This is a genomic window from Streptomyces sp. CB02400 (assembly GCF_001905725.1).
Lineage (GTDB): Bacteria > Actinomycetota > Actinomycetes > Streptomycetales > Streptomycetaceae > Streptomyces > Streptomyces atrovirens.
In genome coordinates this window covers 50648-67002 of the sequence record NZ_LIWB01000007.1, presented here as the reverse complement: position 1 = coordinate 67002, position 16355 = coordinate 50648, and the positions used below count along the sequence as shown (strand labels likewise).

Here is a 16355-nt window from a genome sequence, read left to right as displayed (position 1 = left end):
GCCATGACCCTTACCCGATCGGGGCGCGCCGCCCAGGCGGTGCCGAGCGATCTCACCTTCATGCGTCACGAGGTCGGGCACGTCCTCGGCCTGGACCACACCTCCGGGCTCGACAACAACGGCACCGACCGGCCGTACGCCGGCGCCTTCGCCACGGGCCCGCACCCCTCACGCGCGGACCCCGCAGGCGCGCCCGCGGAGACAGGCGCGCCTGTGGGCAACCTTCGGGGCACCCCGTGCATCGAAATACGTATGAAGTCCAAGCGCACGATGTTCGGGGCAGTGTCGGCTGCCGTGGTGCTCGCCCTGGCACCCGGTGCGACCGCTGTGGCCGACGACCCGTCCCCTTCACCGACGCAGGCGTACGCGGAGATCAGGGCCGGCAAGCAGATCAACGTGGGACCGGCGGCACAGCCGGTCCATGTGAGCTGGGGGTTCTGGGACGGCGGGGCGCAGGTTCCCACCCCCACCGACGAGACGCTCGTCATCGACGCGCGTGATCTGGCGGGCATCGCGAGCGTCTCGGCCGACGACCCGAGGTGCGAGGCCGACGGGCGGGTCTTCACCTGCGTCAACAAGGAATCCACGCAGAGCCGGTCGGTCGACTTCACCCTGCGCGCGGTCACGGGCGCGACACTCGGCGACACCGGCACGATCAAGTACACCGTCACCGCCAAGCACGGGACCGGCGCCACCGCGACGGCGAAGGTGGTCGTAGGCGTCCCGAACCTGGTGGTCGGCAAGGTGCCGGACACGACGCACGCCGCCATCGGATCCCGGATCGACATCCCGCTCCGGCTCCGCAACACCGGTGATCTGGCCACGGACCGGCGCATCCAGCTGCGCTGGGCATCGGAGGGCGGTCTGCTCTTCGACCACAAGTTCTCCAACTGCACCTACGACGAAGACTTCGATCCCGAACCGGCCGGCCGGACGACCGTCACCTGCGTCGTCACCGCCCCCGTGGCCGTGGGGGCCACCGTGGAGCTGAGCAGCCCCCTCACCGCCAAGGTCGGCAAGCGGGTCCTGACCGACGTGGTCGACTACTCGGTCAGCCTGTTGGAGCCGGGTTATGAACACCACGCCGGCGACAGCCCTCAGGGCACCGGGCCGGAGCTCCGCCTGGTGCCGGTGTCCGGGGCGGGAGGCGCGTTCGAGAAGGGCCCCAAGGGCCGGTTCACCGTCGCGGCCGACAACTCCGCGGATTTCGGAGCCACCGTCGAGGTCGCTCAGGACCGGTGGGCCCTGGACATCAGGGCCGTGAACCACGGACCGGCCTCCGTGTACGTGGTCGACAAGAAGCCCGTCGTCGTGGTCGACATCGTCCTGCCCAAGGGCATGGTCGGGTCCCGCAACATCTACGAGGAGGGGGAGGACAGGCCTTACGGCGAATGCCTGGTCCGGGTCAGCAGTACCGAGACGGCACCGTTCGAGGCCGGTCACCGGCGTTACGTGTGCCCCGTGCCGTTCGCCCTCACTCCCGGAAAGAGCCAGCTGTTCGTCCTGCGGGTGAAGCTGACCGAGGACTACGACGGCGCCAAGGGCACGGCGACCGTGCGCCCCGGCCCGGCCGGCGTCTCCCTGCATGACCCGGACGCCTCCAACGACAGCGTCACCTTCTCCTTCGACGCGCAGACCACCCCGACCGCGACGGCACCGTCCGACGGCACGCTCCCCGCCACGGGCACGACCCACACGGCGCTCGTCGTCACGGCAGGCGCCGGAGCCCTGCTGCTGGGCACCGTAGCCCTTGTCGGCCTGCGACGCCGGCGCTCCCACTGACACCGCCGAAGGGCCGGTACGGAAAGCGGCGCACGGTCGCCGGACGCTCACCCCGAGGAAGACCGTTTATTCGTTTGGCGACCGCGCACGCGTGTGATGGGATCAGGAGCGACGGGGGCGGCTCCCTGACGCGCATCCTTCTCACCTTCTGCAAAAAGACCCAGCGCGCCCACTCTCCGCCCCCGTTCCCCGTTCCCTGTTCCCCTGTCCCGGCCGTCGTGGAGGGTTCCCCTGTTGCTCGCTGCCGAGTCCGTACTGCTGCGCCGTATCCAGACCGTGTACGTGGACGGGGCGTCCGCGTCCGGCAGCGGGACAGGACCGGCACTGCGCCGGCTCGAGGCCGAACTGCTCGGCCGCGGCCACCTCCTCTCTCCCCGGCTGCACGCGGCGCTCGACTCGCTGCCCTCCGAGGAACTGGCGGTCGCGCACACCCGCCTGGTCGGGCTGACCGACGACCTGCTCGGCTCCGACCGCACCCACGTCCCGCTCTTCCGCCGGTTCCCGCGCACCGTGCCGCGGGACACCGAGGCGCTGTACGTGGACCGGGTCTTCGCCTACCTGCTGCAACAGCCGGAACAGCCTTGCGTGCTGTGCGGCGAGGCACGCACGGTGTTCCCCGTCTCGCCCTGCGCGCACCTGGTGTGCCGGCTGTGCTGGGACGGGTCCGACTACGCGGGCTGCCCGGTGTGTCACCGCCGTATCGACGCCGACGACCCCTTCCTGCGGCCGGTCCGCGCCGTCGGCGCCGCCAAGGCACCAGTGCCCGGCCCGCTGCGGCTGCTGCGCCTGGGCACGGACCGGGCCGCCGACGCCACCGCCGTGGTCGACGCCCTGCTGGCCCGCCGGACCCCGCTCTCCCCGCAGGACCGCGACGACCTGCTGACACTGCTGCCCCTCACCCCGGCCGGCCAGGGCCTGCTGCCCCAGGACATCCCGGTCCGGGAGACCAAGGCGATGGTGCTGGGCGCGCTGGTGCGCGAGGCACCGGACGGCCTGCCACCGCGAAAGCTGCTGTCCGGGCAGCTCACCACCGCCACCGACGTGCTGCGGCTGCTCGCCGTGCTCTCCGGCGGTGACGCGGGACTGGTGACGCCGTCGCGGTTCACGAGTCCGACGCGCCCGCTGCGCCGCGAACTGCTCTCGGTCCTCGACGACTTGCCGACGTCTTACCTCGTGGAGGACGTGCTGCGGCACCCCACGGAGTGGAAGCGGGCCGCGGAGGTCCTGCACCCCTTCGAGCGGCACGCCCGGCATCCGCGCGCCGCCCTCGCCTTCGCGGTCCTGCGCGGCACCCCGGTGGATCCCGGTACCACGTTCGGTGCCGCCCTGCTGGAGACGGCCGCCGCGCACCCGGACGCCGTCCGCGTGGACGGCACCCGGATCCGCCCGGCCACCTGGGCCGGGCGCCTGGAACAGGCGGTGGCCGAGGGCGACGCGGGCAGGGCCGCGGCCCTCGCCGGGGAGCGCCCCGGCGAACTGGTCCGCCGTCTGGACCTGCTGCTCCGCCTGCACACCGCCGACACCCTCGAACCCGAACTCGAGAAAGCCCTCCTGCGCGGGCTGCCGAAGGTGGGCCCGGGTCCGTTGCTGTCGGCGCTCGGAGCGCTGCGGACGCGTACCGAGGACCGCGCCGGCCGCCGCCGCGTGTTCTTCCCGCGCGGGGAGGTCACCCGGGCCCTGACCGTTCCGGAGCGGCGGACTCCACTGCCCTCCGGGCTGGTGACGGAGGCGATCACGCTGCTGCGGGCGGAGGTGCTGCGCCGGTTCGCCGCCGGAGAGCCGTACGAGCTGTCGGTACTGGATGCCGGCCTGGCCGACCTCACCGTGCCGTTCACCGAGCGGTCCACCGCGAAGGCCCTGGTGGCGGTGCCCCGGGGCAGCACGCAGACCCTGCCCGAGGGCGCGGTGCTGCGGCTGTTCCTGCACTGGACCGAACCCCAGGGCAACCGCACGGACCTGGATCTCTCCGTCGCGTTCTTCGACGCCGAGTGGCGGTTCACCGGACTGTGCGACTACACCGACCTGGTGTACGGCGCGGACGCCGCGGTCCACTCCGGCGACCTCACGTCCGCCCCCGCGCCGCGGGGCGCCACCGAGTACGTCGACCTGCACCTGGAGCGGCTGGCGGAGCGGGGGGACGTCTACGCCGTCCCGCTGGTCTTCAGCTACAACAACGTGCCGTTCGAGGAGTTGCCGGACGCCTTCGCGGGCTTCATGGCGCTGCCCGCACACGGCCCGCGGGACGCGTCCTACGATCCGCGCACGGTCCGTCAGCGCTTCGACCTGACGGGCGACTCGCAGGTGTGCCTGCCGATGATCGTGGACCTGGGCCGTCGCCGGGCGCTGTGGACGGACACCCATCTGCCGTCGACGGGCGGCTTCCAGAGCATCGGCTCGCACGGCGGTGGCGCGCTGGCCACGGTGGCCCGGGACCTGTGGGAGCAGTTCGGCTCCGGCAGCCGGACCACCCTGTGGGACCTCGCGGTCTGGCGAGCGGCGGCGCGCTCCGTCGAGGTGGCCGTGATGACCCGGGAACCGGAGCCCGCACTGCTGCGGTACCGGCGGCGTCCGGACGAGGACGCGGCCGCGTTCGCCACCAGGGTGTCTTCGACGGAGGACAGCGAGGAACATCGCCGGCACCCCGACCCCGACACGGCGGCGGCCGAACTCGCCTCCGGCAAGCGGGTGTTCGTGGCCACGGTCCACGGCAGCGTCGGGCCGGCGCGGGCATCGGGTACCCTCTACCGGCTGTTCCCCGGCCCCGGAGACGCCTCGGAGACCTTGGTCCGCGTGACGGCCGGCGACCTGGTCGCCGAACTCGGGTGAGCCGGTGCCCGGAGGGACAGCGTCCGTTGCCGCACAAGATCACCAGCAGGTTCGGAGGAGCTTGAGATGACCGGCACCGCCACCCGTTACCTCTATCTTGTCCGGCACGGCGAGGCATCACCGGACGAGAGCGGCCTGACGGAGGCCGGCCGACGGCAAGCCACCCTGCTCGGCCGGCGCCTCCGGGACATCCCCTTCACCGCTGTCCACCACGGCCCTCTGCCGCGGGCGGAGCAGACCGCACGCCTGATCGGCGACCAACTGAGGAGCGTCCCTCTGCACGTCTCGGAAGCCGCCGGTGACTACGTGCCCTACCTACCGGAAAGGGCCGAACTCCCGGCTGAGTCAGCGGACTTCCATCTCCGCTTCCTCGCCGGTGCCGGCGAGGAGGAGCGGAAGCACGGACCCGAGCTGGCCCGCCGGGCGCTGGACCTGTTCACCGGGGCGGCGGACGGTGAAGAGGACCGGCACGAACTGGTCGTCACCCACAACTTCCTGGTCGCCTGGCTCGTCCGGGACGCCATGCACGCGCCGAAGTGGCGGTGGCTCGGCCTCAACCACTGCAACGCGGCACTCACGGTCATCCGCTACGCGCCCGGCCGGCCCGCCTCCGTCCTCCTCTCCAACGACATGCGGCATCTGCCCACCGAGCTGCGCTGGACGGGCTTTCCCCCCGAGCTGCATATCTGAAGGCCACCGGCAGGGCGTTGTCGTGTCTCAAGCTCGGCTTCCCTGCCGCATGGCCGACGGCTCCGCCCAGCTGCCCGGACAGGGCGCCCCTGAAAACACTTCGCCCGCGCTGGTCTCGTCCGGTACGGTCGCGTGATTGTTTTCACCGCCGGGATCCCATGAGGTTCGCGTGTGGCCTTCCCGGCGGTTCCCAGGCTGAGAGCAGGTTTCGTCATAGCGTGTCGTATCGGTGAGCTCGTGCTCGGTTGTCGCGGCCCTGAGGCGCCGGCACGGTTCTGGTGCGATGTCCTGGACTTCGTCGTGCTCGATCGCGGGGACGACGGCTCGGTGGAGATCGGGCCGCGCGAAGGGTCCGGCGGTCCACAGCCGACGATCTTCCTCAGTCGCAGGGACGAGCCGGAGAAGGGGAAATCCCGGCTGCACATCGACGTCAACGCCACCGACCGCGATCAGGAAGCCGAGCTCGAACGCCTTCCGAAGCTCGGTGCGCGCCCGGCCGACATCGGCCAGACGGGGGAGGAACAGCGGCATGTCCTGGCCGACCTCGAAGGCAATGAGTCCTGCCTGCTCAAGGCTCGCCTCAACCCGCTCTGACGCTCATCGGCCAGGCCCCGGCACCAGGTGCCTGGGGCCTGCACCGAAGTCCAAGTGCTTGCCGGCATCGGGCCGAGCGTGAAGCCGGCGCGGTCGTGCCGGGCGATCCCGAACCGGCCGCCACCCGGTTCCTCGGCATGATCTCCAGCTGTGCGCGCTGCCGTCGGGCACGTTGTCGGCCGGGCCGTGGCGCGAAGACGTGAGCCGGGTACGCCGCCCGGGGAAGAGAACGGGGCGGTGACCGTCAGCGGTCGTGGAGGGCCCGGATCTCGTCGGCGACCAACGCGGGGTCCTCCTCGGCCATGAAGTGGCCGCAGGAGACCGTGCGGTGCCGCAGGTCCCCGGCCCAGGCGCTCCACAGCCCCTGGGCGTGGTAGCCGAGTGCCGCGCCCCAGTCCTGCTGGAGGACGGTGACCGGCATGGCCAGCCGGTTGGCCGCCTCACGGTCGGCGGTGTCGTGGTCCACGTCCACGCCGGCCGAGGCGCGGTAGTCGGCGACGATGGAGGGCACGGCCGCCGCGGACGCCGCGAGGTAGTGGGCGCGGACATCGGCGGGAATCGCGTCCGGGGCCTCGGTCCAGGCGTCGAGGAAGTGGCCGAAGAAGGTGTCGGCGGACGCCTCGATCATCTGTTCCGGCAGGCCCGGGGCCTGGGCCATCAGGTACAGGTGGAAGCCGACCGCGCCGGACACGCCGCGCAGGGCGTCCCACATGTCGAGGGTCGGCAGGACGTCGAGGAAGAGCGCCCGGGACACGGTGCCCGGATGGTCCATCGCGGCGCGGAAGGCGACGAGGGCGCCGCGGTCGTGGCCGGCCAGAGCGAAGCGGTCGTGTCCCAGCTCGGCGGCGAGGCGGACCACGTCCCGGGCCATGGTGCGCTTGGAGTAGACGTCCGGGCCGCTTTCCGCGGGCTTGTCGCTGGCGCCGTACCCGCGCAGATCCGGGCAGATGACGGTGTGGTCGGCGGCGAGACCGGCGGCGACATGCCGCCACATCAGGTGGGTCTGCGGAAAACCGTGCAGCAGCACGACCGGGGCACCGCTGCCGCCGACGGCGGCGTTCAGCGCGAGGCCGTCGCCGACCGGTACGCGGTGCTCGGTGAATCCGGGGATGCTCGGGTGTGTCACAGCGACTCCTGGGGCTCGTGGCAGAGTGGACGTTCCGGGCCCGGCGGCCCGGGTCGTCCGGGGACGTCACCCAGGCTGCGGGCCCCGGATCAGCGATCGATGAGTGGACACGCGGCACCCCCGGGGACGCCGCCGCCCTCGAAGGGACCGTGCCGTGGGTGTGGAGTTCGGACTGCTGGGACCGGTCGCCGCCTGGGACCCCGACGGCGCGTCCCTGCCGCTCGGCGCGCCCCGCCACCGGGAGGTGCTCGGACGGTTGCTGATCGCCCGCAACCGGGTGGTCCCGGTCGGCCGGCTCGTGGCCGACCTGTGGGAGGACGAACCCCCGGCCGGCGCGATCGGCGCACTCCGCACCTTCGTCGCGGCGCTGCGCCGTGCCCTGGAACCCGGGCGCCCTCCCCGGCAGCCGTCGCGGCTGCTGGTCACCGACGGCCCCGGATACGTCCTGCGCGCCGGACGCGAGGCGGTGGACGCCTGGAGGTTCGAGGACACGGCCGCACGGGCCGCCGAGGCGCCGCCGCACGCGGCGGTCGCCCTGTGGGACCAGGCGCTCGCCCAGTGGCGCGGGCCGGTCCTGGCCGACTTCCCCGCCGCCGCGTGGGCCGCAGCCGAACAGGCCCGGCTGGAGGCGCTCCGCCTCGACGCGGTCGAACGTCGCGCCGACGCCCTCCTGGCCACCGGCGCCGCCCGGAACGCCGTCGTCGATCTGCGGGCCCACGTCACCGCGCACCCGGGTCGGGAGGACGGGTGGGTACTGCTGGCGACCGCTCTGGACCGGTCCGGCCGCCGCGGCGAGGCCCTGGAGACCCTGCGGCACGCCCGTCAGGCCCTCATCAACGCGTACGGACCGGACACCGGAGCCGCTCTGGCACGCGCCGAAGCCCGCATACTCAGCGGCACCACCGGCTCCGCCACCGAGCCGGCCGGGGCGGCGGACGGCGTCTGGGACCGCACGGCCGCCGCGTGGGACCGCTCGGTGCCCGCCCGGTCCAGGGCCCGGCTGCACGCCACCGCCGGCCTGCTGCGAGACCTCGCGGTGACCGGCGCCGACGGCCTGCAGGAGGCGCGCGAGCACCGGCGCGAGCTGGTCGCCGCGGCCGAGACGACCGGGGACACGGAGCTGGCCGCGAGGATCATCGGTTCCTACGACGTCCCGGCGGTCTGGACCCGGGCCGACGACCCCGCCGACGCCGGCGGACTCGTCCGGACCGCCGCCCGCGCCGCCGCCCGGCTCGGCCCCGACGGACCGCCCGCGCTGCGGGCCCGGCTGCTGTCGGTCGTCGCCGTCGAGTCACGCGGCGACGCCGCCGCGGACGCACCGCTTCCCCGGGCGGCCGCCACGTCCGCCGCCGAACCGTGGCGGCTGCGCGCCGAACACGCCGCCGAGGAGGCCGTCCGCCTCGCCCGCCGCCTCGGTGACCCCGCGGTGCTCGCGTTCGCCCTCAACGGTGCCTTCATGCAGTCCTTCACCACCTGCGGATCGGCCGCCCGCCGGGACGCCCTCGGCGCCGAACTGACCCGGCTGGCCGTCGACCACCAACTGCCCGGCCACGAGGTTCTGGGCCGCCTCGTCCGCGTCCAGGCCCTCGCCGGTCTCGGTGACCTCGCGGCGGCGGACGCGGAGGCCGAGGAGATCGACCGGCTGGCGCACCGCAACGAACGGCCGCTCGCCGCGGTGTTCACCTCCTGGTACCGGGCCCTGCGCACCTGCGAGACCGACGGATGGCCGGCGGCCCGCACCCAGTACGCGAAGCTCCTCGCGGAGACCGCGGGCTACGGCATGCCCGGACTCACCCGGGGAGCGGCCGTCCTCGTCGCGCTCGTCCCGTCGATGCGGGACGGCACCCTGCCCGACCCCGACGACTTCGCCGACCTCGACGCCGGCCCCTACCGGCCGTGGCTCGTCCCCCTGCTGCAGGCCGCCTCCGGCGCCACCGAGCGAGCCCGGCAGGCACTCGCGACGGTTCCCCGGCCGCCCCACGACCTCCTCCAGGAGGCGCTCTGGTGCGTACTGGCCCGCACCGCCGCGGCCGTGGGACACCAGGGGGTCCTGCGCCGCGCCCGTGACGAACTCGCCGCCGCCGACGGCGAGTCGGCCGGCGGCGGCAGCGGCCTGGTCTCCTTCGGCCCGGTAGCTCGCCATCTGCGGGCCGCCGACGCGGCCCTCGGCGGGCAAGGCACGTCCTTCACGGGGTCGGCGGACGACGGCGAGTAGGAGCCGCAGGACGGCTTCTCCCACCACCTCACGAAGGGCGACGGCACGCTCCCGGGCACCGGCACGGAACGACCGCGCCCGGACGCGGCGGAGGTACTGCCGCCGCCGGTCGGGCGTCCGCTCCGAGCCCGTACGACGAACACGGTGAGCCGCAACGGCCGACGGACCGCCGCGTAGGCTGACGCCGTGCGCACCGTGGAACTGCGCCCGACACCGCCACCGAGACGCACGTCCGGGAGATGTGGCGCATGACGGCCGCCGCGGGACTGTCCAGCCCCGCGGCACACCGGCACCCGACCAGTCGGCCCCACGTGACCCTCGCGACGTGCGAGGACCTCCGTCCCTCGGCCAGGGCGGAACTCGCCACGCTCCTCGACGACGGGCTGCCCGTGCCGTTCCGGCTGGACGGGCTGCCGCGCTTCGACGGACGTACCCACGTGCTCGCCCGGCGCGTCGCCGCCGGCGCGGCGGTCCTCGAACTGCACCGGCGGGTGCGGGAGGTACTCGCCCCACCGCTGGTCACCTCAACCCGCTGCACGCTCCGGGACGTTGGATCCCGCACATGACGCCGGCCCGGTCGCGCCGCACCACGGCGCGGTGGCCCGACCACCTCCTGCCCAGCGCGCTGCGCGAGCCCCGGGAGATGACTTTCACCGGCACGCGCAGCTACGACTCCACGACCCGTACGGTCGAGAGCCTCGGCGGTGAGACCCACCCGCCGCCGGACCCCTGAGGTCGGTCCACGTCAAGGTCACGGACGGTACGCGGCCGACCGGAAGAGGCCCTCCGGGTCGTACGCGGCGCGGGTGCGCTCGAGCCGCTCCTCGTGCGAGCCGAACACCGCGCCTCTCAACTCCCCGGCGTCCTCGCCGAGCCCCGCGAAGTTGACGTACGTCCCGCCGCTGGAGAAGGGCTTCATCGCGTCCCACGCCGAGCGTGCCCAGCCGATCGCGGTGTCGTCCAGCGCCGGGTCCTGCCAGCCGGCGTCGATGCTGACGTTGAAGCGTGCGGACCGGTGTGCGAACGCGCTGTCGTCGGGGCCGACGCGCGCCACGGCGCCGCCCAGGGTGCGGACGACGATCAGGCTCTCCGGAGTCGGCCGCCGGGAGTACCAGTCCAGCAGGGTCCGGATGGCCTCGTCGCCGAGGCCGTCCATGAAGTGTGACTTCATGAAGTAGCGCTCCCCGTCGGGGAACCGCCAGGTGTTGGCGCCCTGCAACGCGACGTAGGGCACGGTTCCGCTCAAGTCGACCAGTGGTGGGCCCAGTTCGCGCTGCGGGGCCAGCGCCGCCGCGGCGCCGTCTCCCGGCGGGCCCCCGTGGACGGCCCCGACCATCACGCAGTCCGCCCGGTGCAGTTCGGCCGGAACCGTGGGCTCCGCGGGGACGCTCCACAGCAGCAGCTCCGGCGTCACCGTCTCCGGCGCTACGGCCGCGGCGTCCCGCCAGGCCCGCAGTACCTCCTCGGCACGCTCGTACGGGTGGAGGACCAGCACGGCGGCCACCTCGGGGCCGAGCGGGTGGAGGTCGAACTCGAAGGAGGTGACGACACCGATGCCCCGGCCGCCGCCGCGCGCCGCCCAGAACAGCTCGGGCTCCTCCTCCCGGCTCGCGGTGCGTACCGTGCCGTCCGCGGTGACGACCGTCAGGGAGCGGAGGCTGTCACAGCTCAGACCGAACGTCCGCATCACGAAGCCGAAGCCGCCGCCGAGGGTGAGGCCGGCGATCCCGGTCGCCGAGATCTCCCCGCCCGGCGCGGCCAGACGGTACAGCTGGGTCTCACGGTCGAACTCGCCCCAGGTCACTCCCGCCCGGGCCCGAGCCGTGCGCGCGGCGGGGTCGACGTGTACGCCCTTCATGTGCGAGAGGTCGATCACCAGCCCGTCGTCGCAGACCGCGCTGCCCGCCACCTGGTGCCCGCCTCCGCGGACACTGACGACGGGCCGGAACTTCCGCGCCGCCCGTACCGCCTCGACCACGTCCGCCGTACCCGAGCACCGGGCGACGAGTGCGGGGTGCCGGTCTATCAGCCCGTTCCATACGGCTCTGGCCTCGTCGTAGCCGGGATGGCCACGGTCGATCACCTCACCGTGCAGCGAGGAGCGAAGCTCGTGCGCCAGGGCTTCCTCCGGGACGGCCCTCGGCATGGCTGCTTCCGTGTCCGGCATGGGCGTCACCTTCCCCGGGTGCGCGCTGCTGGCTGCCGCCGACGCTCCCCACGCTAACGCGCGGCCGGCTGGTCCGCACGTGGGCCGTGCCGGAGATCAGGGCGACCTTGCTCTCCAGCCGCTTCACGACGCCCCCTCGCGCAGCGCGTCGGAGACCGACTTGACGCCGCCGTGCGCGGTGAGCCCGCCGTCGACGGGGATCTCGGCGCCCGTGATGAACGAGGACTCGTCCGACAGCAGGAAGACCACCAGCGGAGCGACCTCGTCGACCGTTCCGGTGCGGCCGAGCGGGGTCTCGCGGATGTTGGCCGCACGGAAGACGGGCGCCGCGGAGGCGGTCATCTCCGTCTCGATGTAACCGGGGTGGACCGTGTTGACGCGGATGCCGCGCGGCCCGAGTTCCAGCGCGGCGGTGTGCGACAGGCCCCGCAGCGCCCACTTGCTGGTCGTGTACGCGACCGGGTAGTGCGCAGTGAGGGCCGCGGACGAGCCGACGTTGACGACGGAGGAGCCCGCCGGCATGAGCGGTGCGAGGTGCTGGATGCCCAGCAGCGGGCCGGTGACGTTGACCGCGTGGACACGCGCCATGTCCTCGGGGCGCACCTCGCCGACGCGGGCCCGCCAGGTGATGCCCGCGTTGTTGACCAGGCCGTGCACCTGTCCGTACGACTCCCGCAGCTCGGCCGCGAGTTCGGCCCAGTCCTGCTCACTGGTGACGTCGAGCCGGCGGCAGCCGGGCGTCTCGGTGATGTCGGTGGCGATGACGTGGGCGCCCTCGCGAGTGAGTGCCTCGGCCTCGGCGGCGCCCTGCCCACGAGCCGCCCCGGTCACGACGACGACCTTGCCGAGCAGCCTCTTGGGACGCAGGTCGGTCACGGTCGCTCCCGGGGGCGGCGCCGGCCGGACGGCAGGGGAACGGGCTCGGCGCCGGGGACGACGGTGTTGGTGAGGATGCCGATGCCCTCCACCGTGAGGGTGACGGTGTCGCCGGGCTTCAGGGGCGGCGGGACCTGCTCGCCGCGCCGGCCCCACAGTTCGGCGAGGCAGCCGCCGTTGCCGCAGGTGCCGGAGCCCAGCACGTCACCGGGGACGACCCGGGTGCCGCGCGAGGCGTAGGCGGTCATCTCCTCGAAGGTCCAGCTCATGTGGGACAGCAGGTCCTCGCCGACCTTCTCGCCGTTGACCTCGGCGGTCAGCGCCAGGCGCAGGAAGCCGTCGGCGTTCCGGTACGGCTCCAGCTCGTCGGCGGTGACCAGGTACGGGCCGAGGGTGGTGGCGGTGTCCTTGCCCTTGCAGGGGCCGAGGCCGACCTTCATCTCGGCGGACTGCAGGTCACGGGCGGACCAGTCGTTGAAGACGGTGTAGCCGACGATGTGGTCGCGGGCCTGCTCGGGGGTGAGGTCGCGGCCCTCGCGGCCGATGACCGCGGCGACCTCCAGCTCGAAGTCGAGCGCCGCCGTCCCCGGGGGGACGGGGACGCCGTCGTACGCGCCGAAGACCGCGTGCGGGTTGGTGAAGTAGAACGTCGGTGCCGCGTACCACTGCTCGGGCACGCCGGCCGAACCGTCGACGGACCGGCGCACCCCTTCGACGTGTTCCTCGAAGGTGACGAAGTCCCGTACCGACGCGGGCTGGAGGGGAGGCAGCAGCCTCACCTCGGACACCTGCGGACCGGGCGGCGCCTCACGGGCCGCGGCGCCGGCGGCGAGGAGGCCGGGCAGCCCTCCGGTCTCCGCGAGGAGGGCGGTGAGCGAGGTGACGCCGGGCAGTGGGTGAAGCGTGTTGTCCTCGGCCACGACGGCCACTCGCCGGTGCTGCTGATGCTCGTATGCGGCGAAGCGCATGGTGGGCTCCTGGGAAGGGCGGGATCAGACCGGCGGGGCGACGAAGACGCCGCGGTCGGGGTCGTTGAACGACTCCTTGGCGACGAGTTCGTTCATGGGGTTGGCGGTGCCCCACTGGTCGGTGACCTCCGGCTGGGAGAAGTCGTAGACGTGGGGGTGCCAGGTGTCCTCGTCCAGGCACTCCAGTTCGGTGGTGTACTCGACGGTGTTGCCGTGCGGGTCGAGGAAGTAGGTGAAGGTGTTGTCCCCGGCCATGTGCCGGCCCGGACCCCAGATCTTCCGGTACCCGGCGCGGATGACGCGTCCGGAGCCGCGCATGTACTCGTCGATGCCGCGCATCTCGAAGGAGATGTGGTGCAGCGCGGTGTGCGGGCCCTTGGCCAGCGCCATCGAGTGGTGCTGGTTGCTGATCCGCATGAAGTGCATGACCTCGCCCATGTGCGGCGAGCTGAGCGTGTCCGAGAGCGCGAAGCCGAGGTGACGCTCGTACCACTCGCGGGTGCGGTTCAGGTCGGGGGAGTTGAGGACGACGTGGGAGAGCTTGACCGGGATGGACTCCTTCTCCTCGATCCTGCGGTGCTGCCTGACCTGAACGTCGGCGGAGACCTCGATGGTGCGGCCGTCGACGTCGAAGAAGCGGAAGCCGTAGCCGCCGCCGGGGGTGTCGACCTTGCCGGGCCGGGTGATCAGTTGCACGCCGCCGGCGAGGAGCCGCTCGGCGAGGGTGTCGACGTCCTCGCGCGAGGCGGCGCCGTAGGAGACGAGGTCGAGGCGCTTCTCGTCGGCCTTGCGCAGTCGTACGACGTACTGCTCGGGGGAGCCCTCGGCGGCCAGGAAGGAGATCCCGGAGTCCTCGGCGACCTTGGTCAGGCCCCAGACGCCGGCGTAGAAGTCGAGCTGCTTGTCGTAGTCGGGCACGGCGAGGTCGACGTGGCGCAGGTGGGTGAGCAGACGCATGGTGTCAGTCCTTCCTCAGGAGTGCGGCGGCGTTCGCGCCGCGGACGGCGTCGAAGTCGGCCTCGGGCAGTCGTGCGGCGCGCAGGGCGGCGACCGGGTCCTCGGTCCCCATGTCGAAGGGGAAGTCGGAGCCGAGCAGGACGCGGTCCGCCCCGGCGACCCGTACCAGCTCCCGCAGCACGTACGGGTCGTGGACGAGGGAGTCGAAGTACAGGCGCTTCAGGTAGCTGCTGGGCAGGTGGGCGCAGCCCGCGCCCGCGTCGGAGCGGGCCGACCAGGCGTGGTCGCTGCGGCCGATGTGAGTGGGCAGGTAACCGCCGCCGTGCGCCGCGATCACCCTCAGTCCCGGATGCCGGTCCAGGACGCCCGAGAAGATCAGGTGGGACAGCGCGACGGCGTTCTCCACCGGCTGGCCGACCGTGTTGGACAGGTACCACCGGTCCAGCCGCTCGTCCAGGGTGCAGCCGAAGGGGTGCAGGAAGAGGATCGCGCCGGTCTCCTCGGCCCGGCTCCACAGGGGTTCGTAGGCCGGGTCGGAGAGTTCGCGCCCGGGGGCGTGGCTGGAGATCTCCACGCCGGCCAGCCCCTGCTCCAGGGCGTGGTCCAGGGCACGGACCGCCAGGTCCGGGTGCTGGAGCGGCACCAGGCCGAGCCCGCGCAGCCGGTCCTGGGCGGCCGAACAGTGCGCCGCCGTCGCCTCGTTGGCGGTCCGGTACACCTTCTCGGCCGTCTCCGGAGCCGCCCAGTAGTGGTAGTGCGAGGGCGAGGGACTGACCAACTGCGCGTCCACGCCCTGCGCGTCCATGGCGGCCAGCCGCACCGTGACGTCCGTCAGCCGCGCGATGCGCTCCCGCACCATCGGGCCGTTGACGGACAGGGCGGCGGGGCCGTTGCGCCGGGCGTCCAGCGCCCTCGCCTCCGCGAGGCCCGGCAGGCCCTCCACCAGCGCCTCGACCTCGGGCAGCAGGACATGCGCGTGCACGTCCACGGTGGGCCCCGTCACGGCGCCTCCCGCAGCATCGTCATGGTGCGGCCCATCAGGCCGGGCACGTCGGCGTCACGGACGCCGTCGAGCTGCCACTGCCCGATCCGCACGGACGCCTCGACCACCGCACGGACCCGCGGGGCGCGACGCTCGTAGTACGCCTGGAAGAGCGCGTCGTCCCACTCCCGGCCGCCGGTGAGCAGTTCGGCGAGGACGAGGGCGTCCTCCAGGGACAGGGCGGCGCCCTGCGCGAGGGTCGGCGGGCAGCAGTGCGCCGCGTCCCCGGCCAGCACCACCCGGCCGCGGTGCCAGGAGCCCTCGACCAGCATCCGGTCGAACCAGGTGTAGTTGACCTTCGCCGGGTCGGTGATGTGCTCGGTGATCTCCGGCCAGAAGCCGCCGTAGGAGGAGGCCAGCCGGCGCATCTCGTCGGCGTACGACTCCGGCGGGATCGACGCGCGGTCACGGTTCGCCTCGACGACGTACGCGTACAGGGTGGTCTCGCTGGTCGGGCAGTAGCCGGCGATGTAGGCCGGGCCGCCGTAGGCCAGGTCCGTGCGGGTCACGCCGGCGGGCCGCGGTGCGGCGACGCGCCAGATGGCCATGCCGGTGGGCTCGGGCTTCGCCGTGACGCCGATCGCCGCCCGTGTGGTGGAGCCCAGGCCGTCGGCGGCGATCACCAGGTCGTAGCGGCCCTCGGTGCCGTCCGTGAACCGTGCGGTCACCCCGTCGGCGTCCTGTTCCAGGGACTGTGCCCGGGTGCCCAGGCGCACCGAGGCGCCGCTCGCGCGGACCGCGTCGATCAGGATCCGCTGGAGCCGCGGGCGCTGCATGCCGACGGTGGCGGGCAGATCGTCACCACCGGTGCGGATGTCACGGGCCACATGCAGTACGGTGCCGTCCGGCGCGGTGATGCCGACCGACCCGAAGCCGAAGCCGGACTCCTTCACCCGCTCCCAGACGCCCAGTTCGCGCAGGACGCGCAGGGCGTTGCCCTGGAGGGTGATGCCCGAGCCGGCGGTGGCGTTCCAGTCGGACTTGGCCTCGATCAGGTCCACGGCCAGACCGGCCCGGCGCAGCAGGACGGTGACGGCGTTGCCGGCCGCGCCGCCGCCGACGACGAGGACCGTGCGGGGTGTGCTCATAGGGGAACTCCTTCGTTCCGCTGG

14 protein-coding genes are annotated in these 16355 nt (G+C 73.2%); 7 read left to right on the top strand and 7 right to left on the bottom strand.

The genetic code is table 11. The features are described from left to right. Nucleotides 1–3 precede the first annotated feature (3 nt). From AMK33_RS18440 to AMK33_RS18425, 4 genes are all read left to right on the top strand, one after another. Nucleotides 4–1782, top strand: coding sequence for an LPXTG cell wall anchor domain-containing protein (locus AMK33_RS18440; RefSeq protein ID WP_235618128.1), 1779 nt, complete (start codon nt 4–6; stop codon nt 1780–1782). A gap of 234 nt (nt 1783–2016) precedes the next feature. Further along, entirely contained in the window at nt 2017–4608 is a 2592-nt protein-coding gene (locus AMK33_RS18435; protein ID WP_073933934.1) for an MXAN_6230/SCO0854 family RING domain-containing protein, read from the top strand. Nucleotides 4609–4674: 66 nt separating this feature from the next. Then, nucleotides 4675–5298 (top strand): histidine phosphatase family protein, encoded by a 624-nt coding sequence (locus AMK33_RS18430; protein WP_073933933.1) that lies wholly within the window; start codon nt 4675–4677, stop codon nt 5296–5298. Between the two features lie 213 nt (nt 5299–5511). After that, the gene (locus AMK33_RS18425) at nt 5512–5892 is read left to right on the top strand and encodes a VOC family protein (protein WP_073934181.1); all 381 of its coding nucleotides are present in this window, start codon (nt 5512–5514) and stop codon (nt 5890–5892) included. Nucleotides 5893–6136: 244 nt separating this feature from the next. Here AMK33_RS18425 and AMK33_RS18420 read toward each other — a convergent pair whose 3' ends face one another. Continuing rightward, the gene (locus AMK33_RS18420; protein ID WP_073933932.1) at nt 6137–7018 is read right to left on the bottom strand and encodes an alpha/beta fold hydrolase; all 882 of its coding nucleotides are present in this window, start codon (nt 7016–7018) and stop codon (nt 6137–6139) included. Between the two features lie 154 nt (nt 7019–7172). Here AMK33_RS18420 and AMK33_RS18415 point away from each other — a divergent pair, with 154 nt between their 5' ends. The 3 genes from AMK33_RS18415 to AMK33_RS43835 all read left to right on the top strand — a co-directional run bounded on the left by AMK33_RS18415 (nt 7173) and on the right by AMK33_RS43835 (nt 9966). Next, the gene (locus tag AMK33_RS18415) at nt 7173–9233 is read left to right on the top strand and encodes an AfsR/SARP family transcriptional regulator (protein WP_073933931.1); all 2061 of its coding nucleotides are present in this window, start codon (nt 7173–7175) and stop codon (nt 9231–9233) included. Between the two features lie 248 nt (nt 9234–9481). Beyond that, entirely contained in the window at nt 9482–9799 is a 318-nt protein-coding gene (locus AMK33_RS43840) for a 2'-5' RNA ligase family protein (protein ID WP_235618127.1), read from the top strand. Then, a complete protein-coding gene (locus AMK33_RS43835) occupies nt 9796–9966 on the top strand; it encodes a hypothetical protein (RefSeq protein ID WP_235618126.1) in 171 nt (56 codons plus the stop codon). The genes AMK33_RS43840 and AMK33_RS43835 overlap by 4 nt, the downstream gene beginning before the upstream one ends. Before the next feature lie 18 nt (nt 9967–9984). Here AMK33_RS43835 and AMK33_RS18405 read toward each other — a convergent pair whose 3' ends face one another. The 6 genes from AMK33_RS18405 to AMK33_RS18380 all read right to left on the bottom strand — a co-directional run bounded on the left by AMK33_RS18405 (nt 9985) and on the right by AMK33_RS18380 (nt 16331). Then, nucleotides 9985–11400: an FAD-binding oxidoreductase gene (locus AMK33_RS18405; RefSeq protein ID WP_079194903.1), complete on the bottom strand. Its 1416-nt coding sequence runs from the start codon at nt 11398–11400 to the stop codon at nt 9985–9987. Nucleotides 11401–11523: 123 nt separating this feature from the next. After that, nucleotides 11524–12276, bottom strand: a complete 753-nt coding sequence (locus AMK33_RS18400; protein WP_073933929.1) for an SDR family NAD(P)-dependent oxidoreductase — start codon at nt 12274–12276, stop codon at nt 11524–11526. After that, a complete protein-coding gene (locus AMK33_RS18395; RefSeq protein WP_073933928.1) occupies nt 12273–13244 on the bottom strand; it encodes a fumarylacetoacetate hydrolase family protein in 972 nt (323 codons plus the stop codon). The genes AMK33_RS18400 and AMK33_RS18395 overlap by 4 nt, the downstream gene beginning before the upstream one ends. A 24-nt stretch (nt 13245–13268) precedes the next feature. Beyond that, nucleotides 13269–14201 carry a VOC family protein gene (locus AMK33_RS18390; protein ID WP_073933927.1) on the bottom strand — a complete coding sequence of 311 codons (933 nt, stop codon included), beginning with the start codon at nt 14199–14201 and terminating at the stop codon, nt 13269–13271. Nucleotides 14202–14205: 4 nt separating this feature from the next. Beyond that, complete coding sequence (locus AMK33_RS18385; protein WP_073933926.1) at nt 14206–15204, bottom strand: amidohydrolase family protein; 999 nt, start codon at nt 15202–15204, stop codon at nt 14206–14208. Continuing rightward, nucleotides 15201–16331, bottom strand: coding sequence for an FAD-dependent oxidoreductase (locus AMK33_RS18380; protein ID WP_073933925.1), 1131 nt, complete (start codon nt 16329–16331; stop codon nt 15201–15203). The genes AMK33_RS18385 and AMK33_RS18380 overlap by 4 nt, the downstream gene beginning before the upstream one ends. Between the last annotated feature and the right edge of the window lie 24 nt (nt 16332–16355).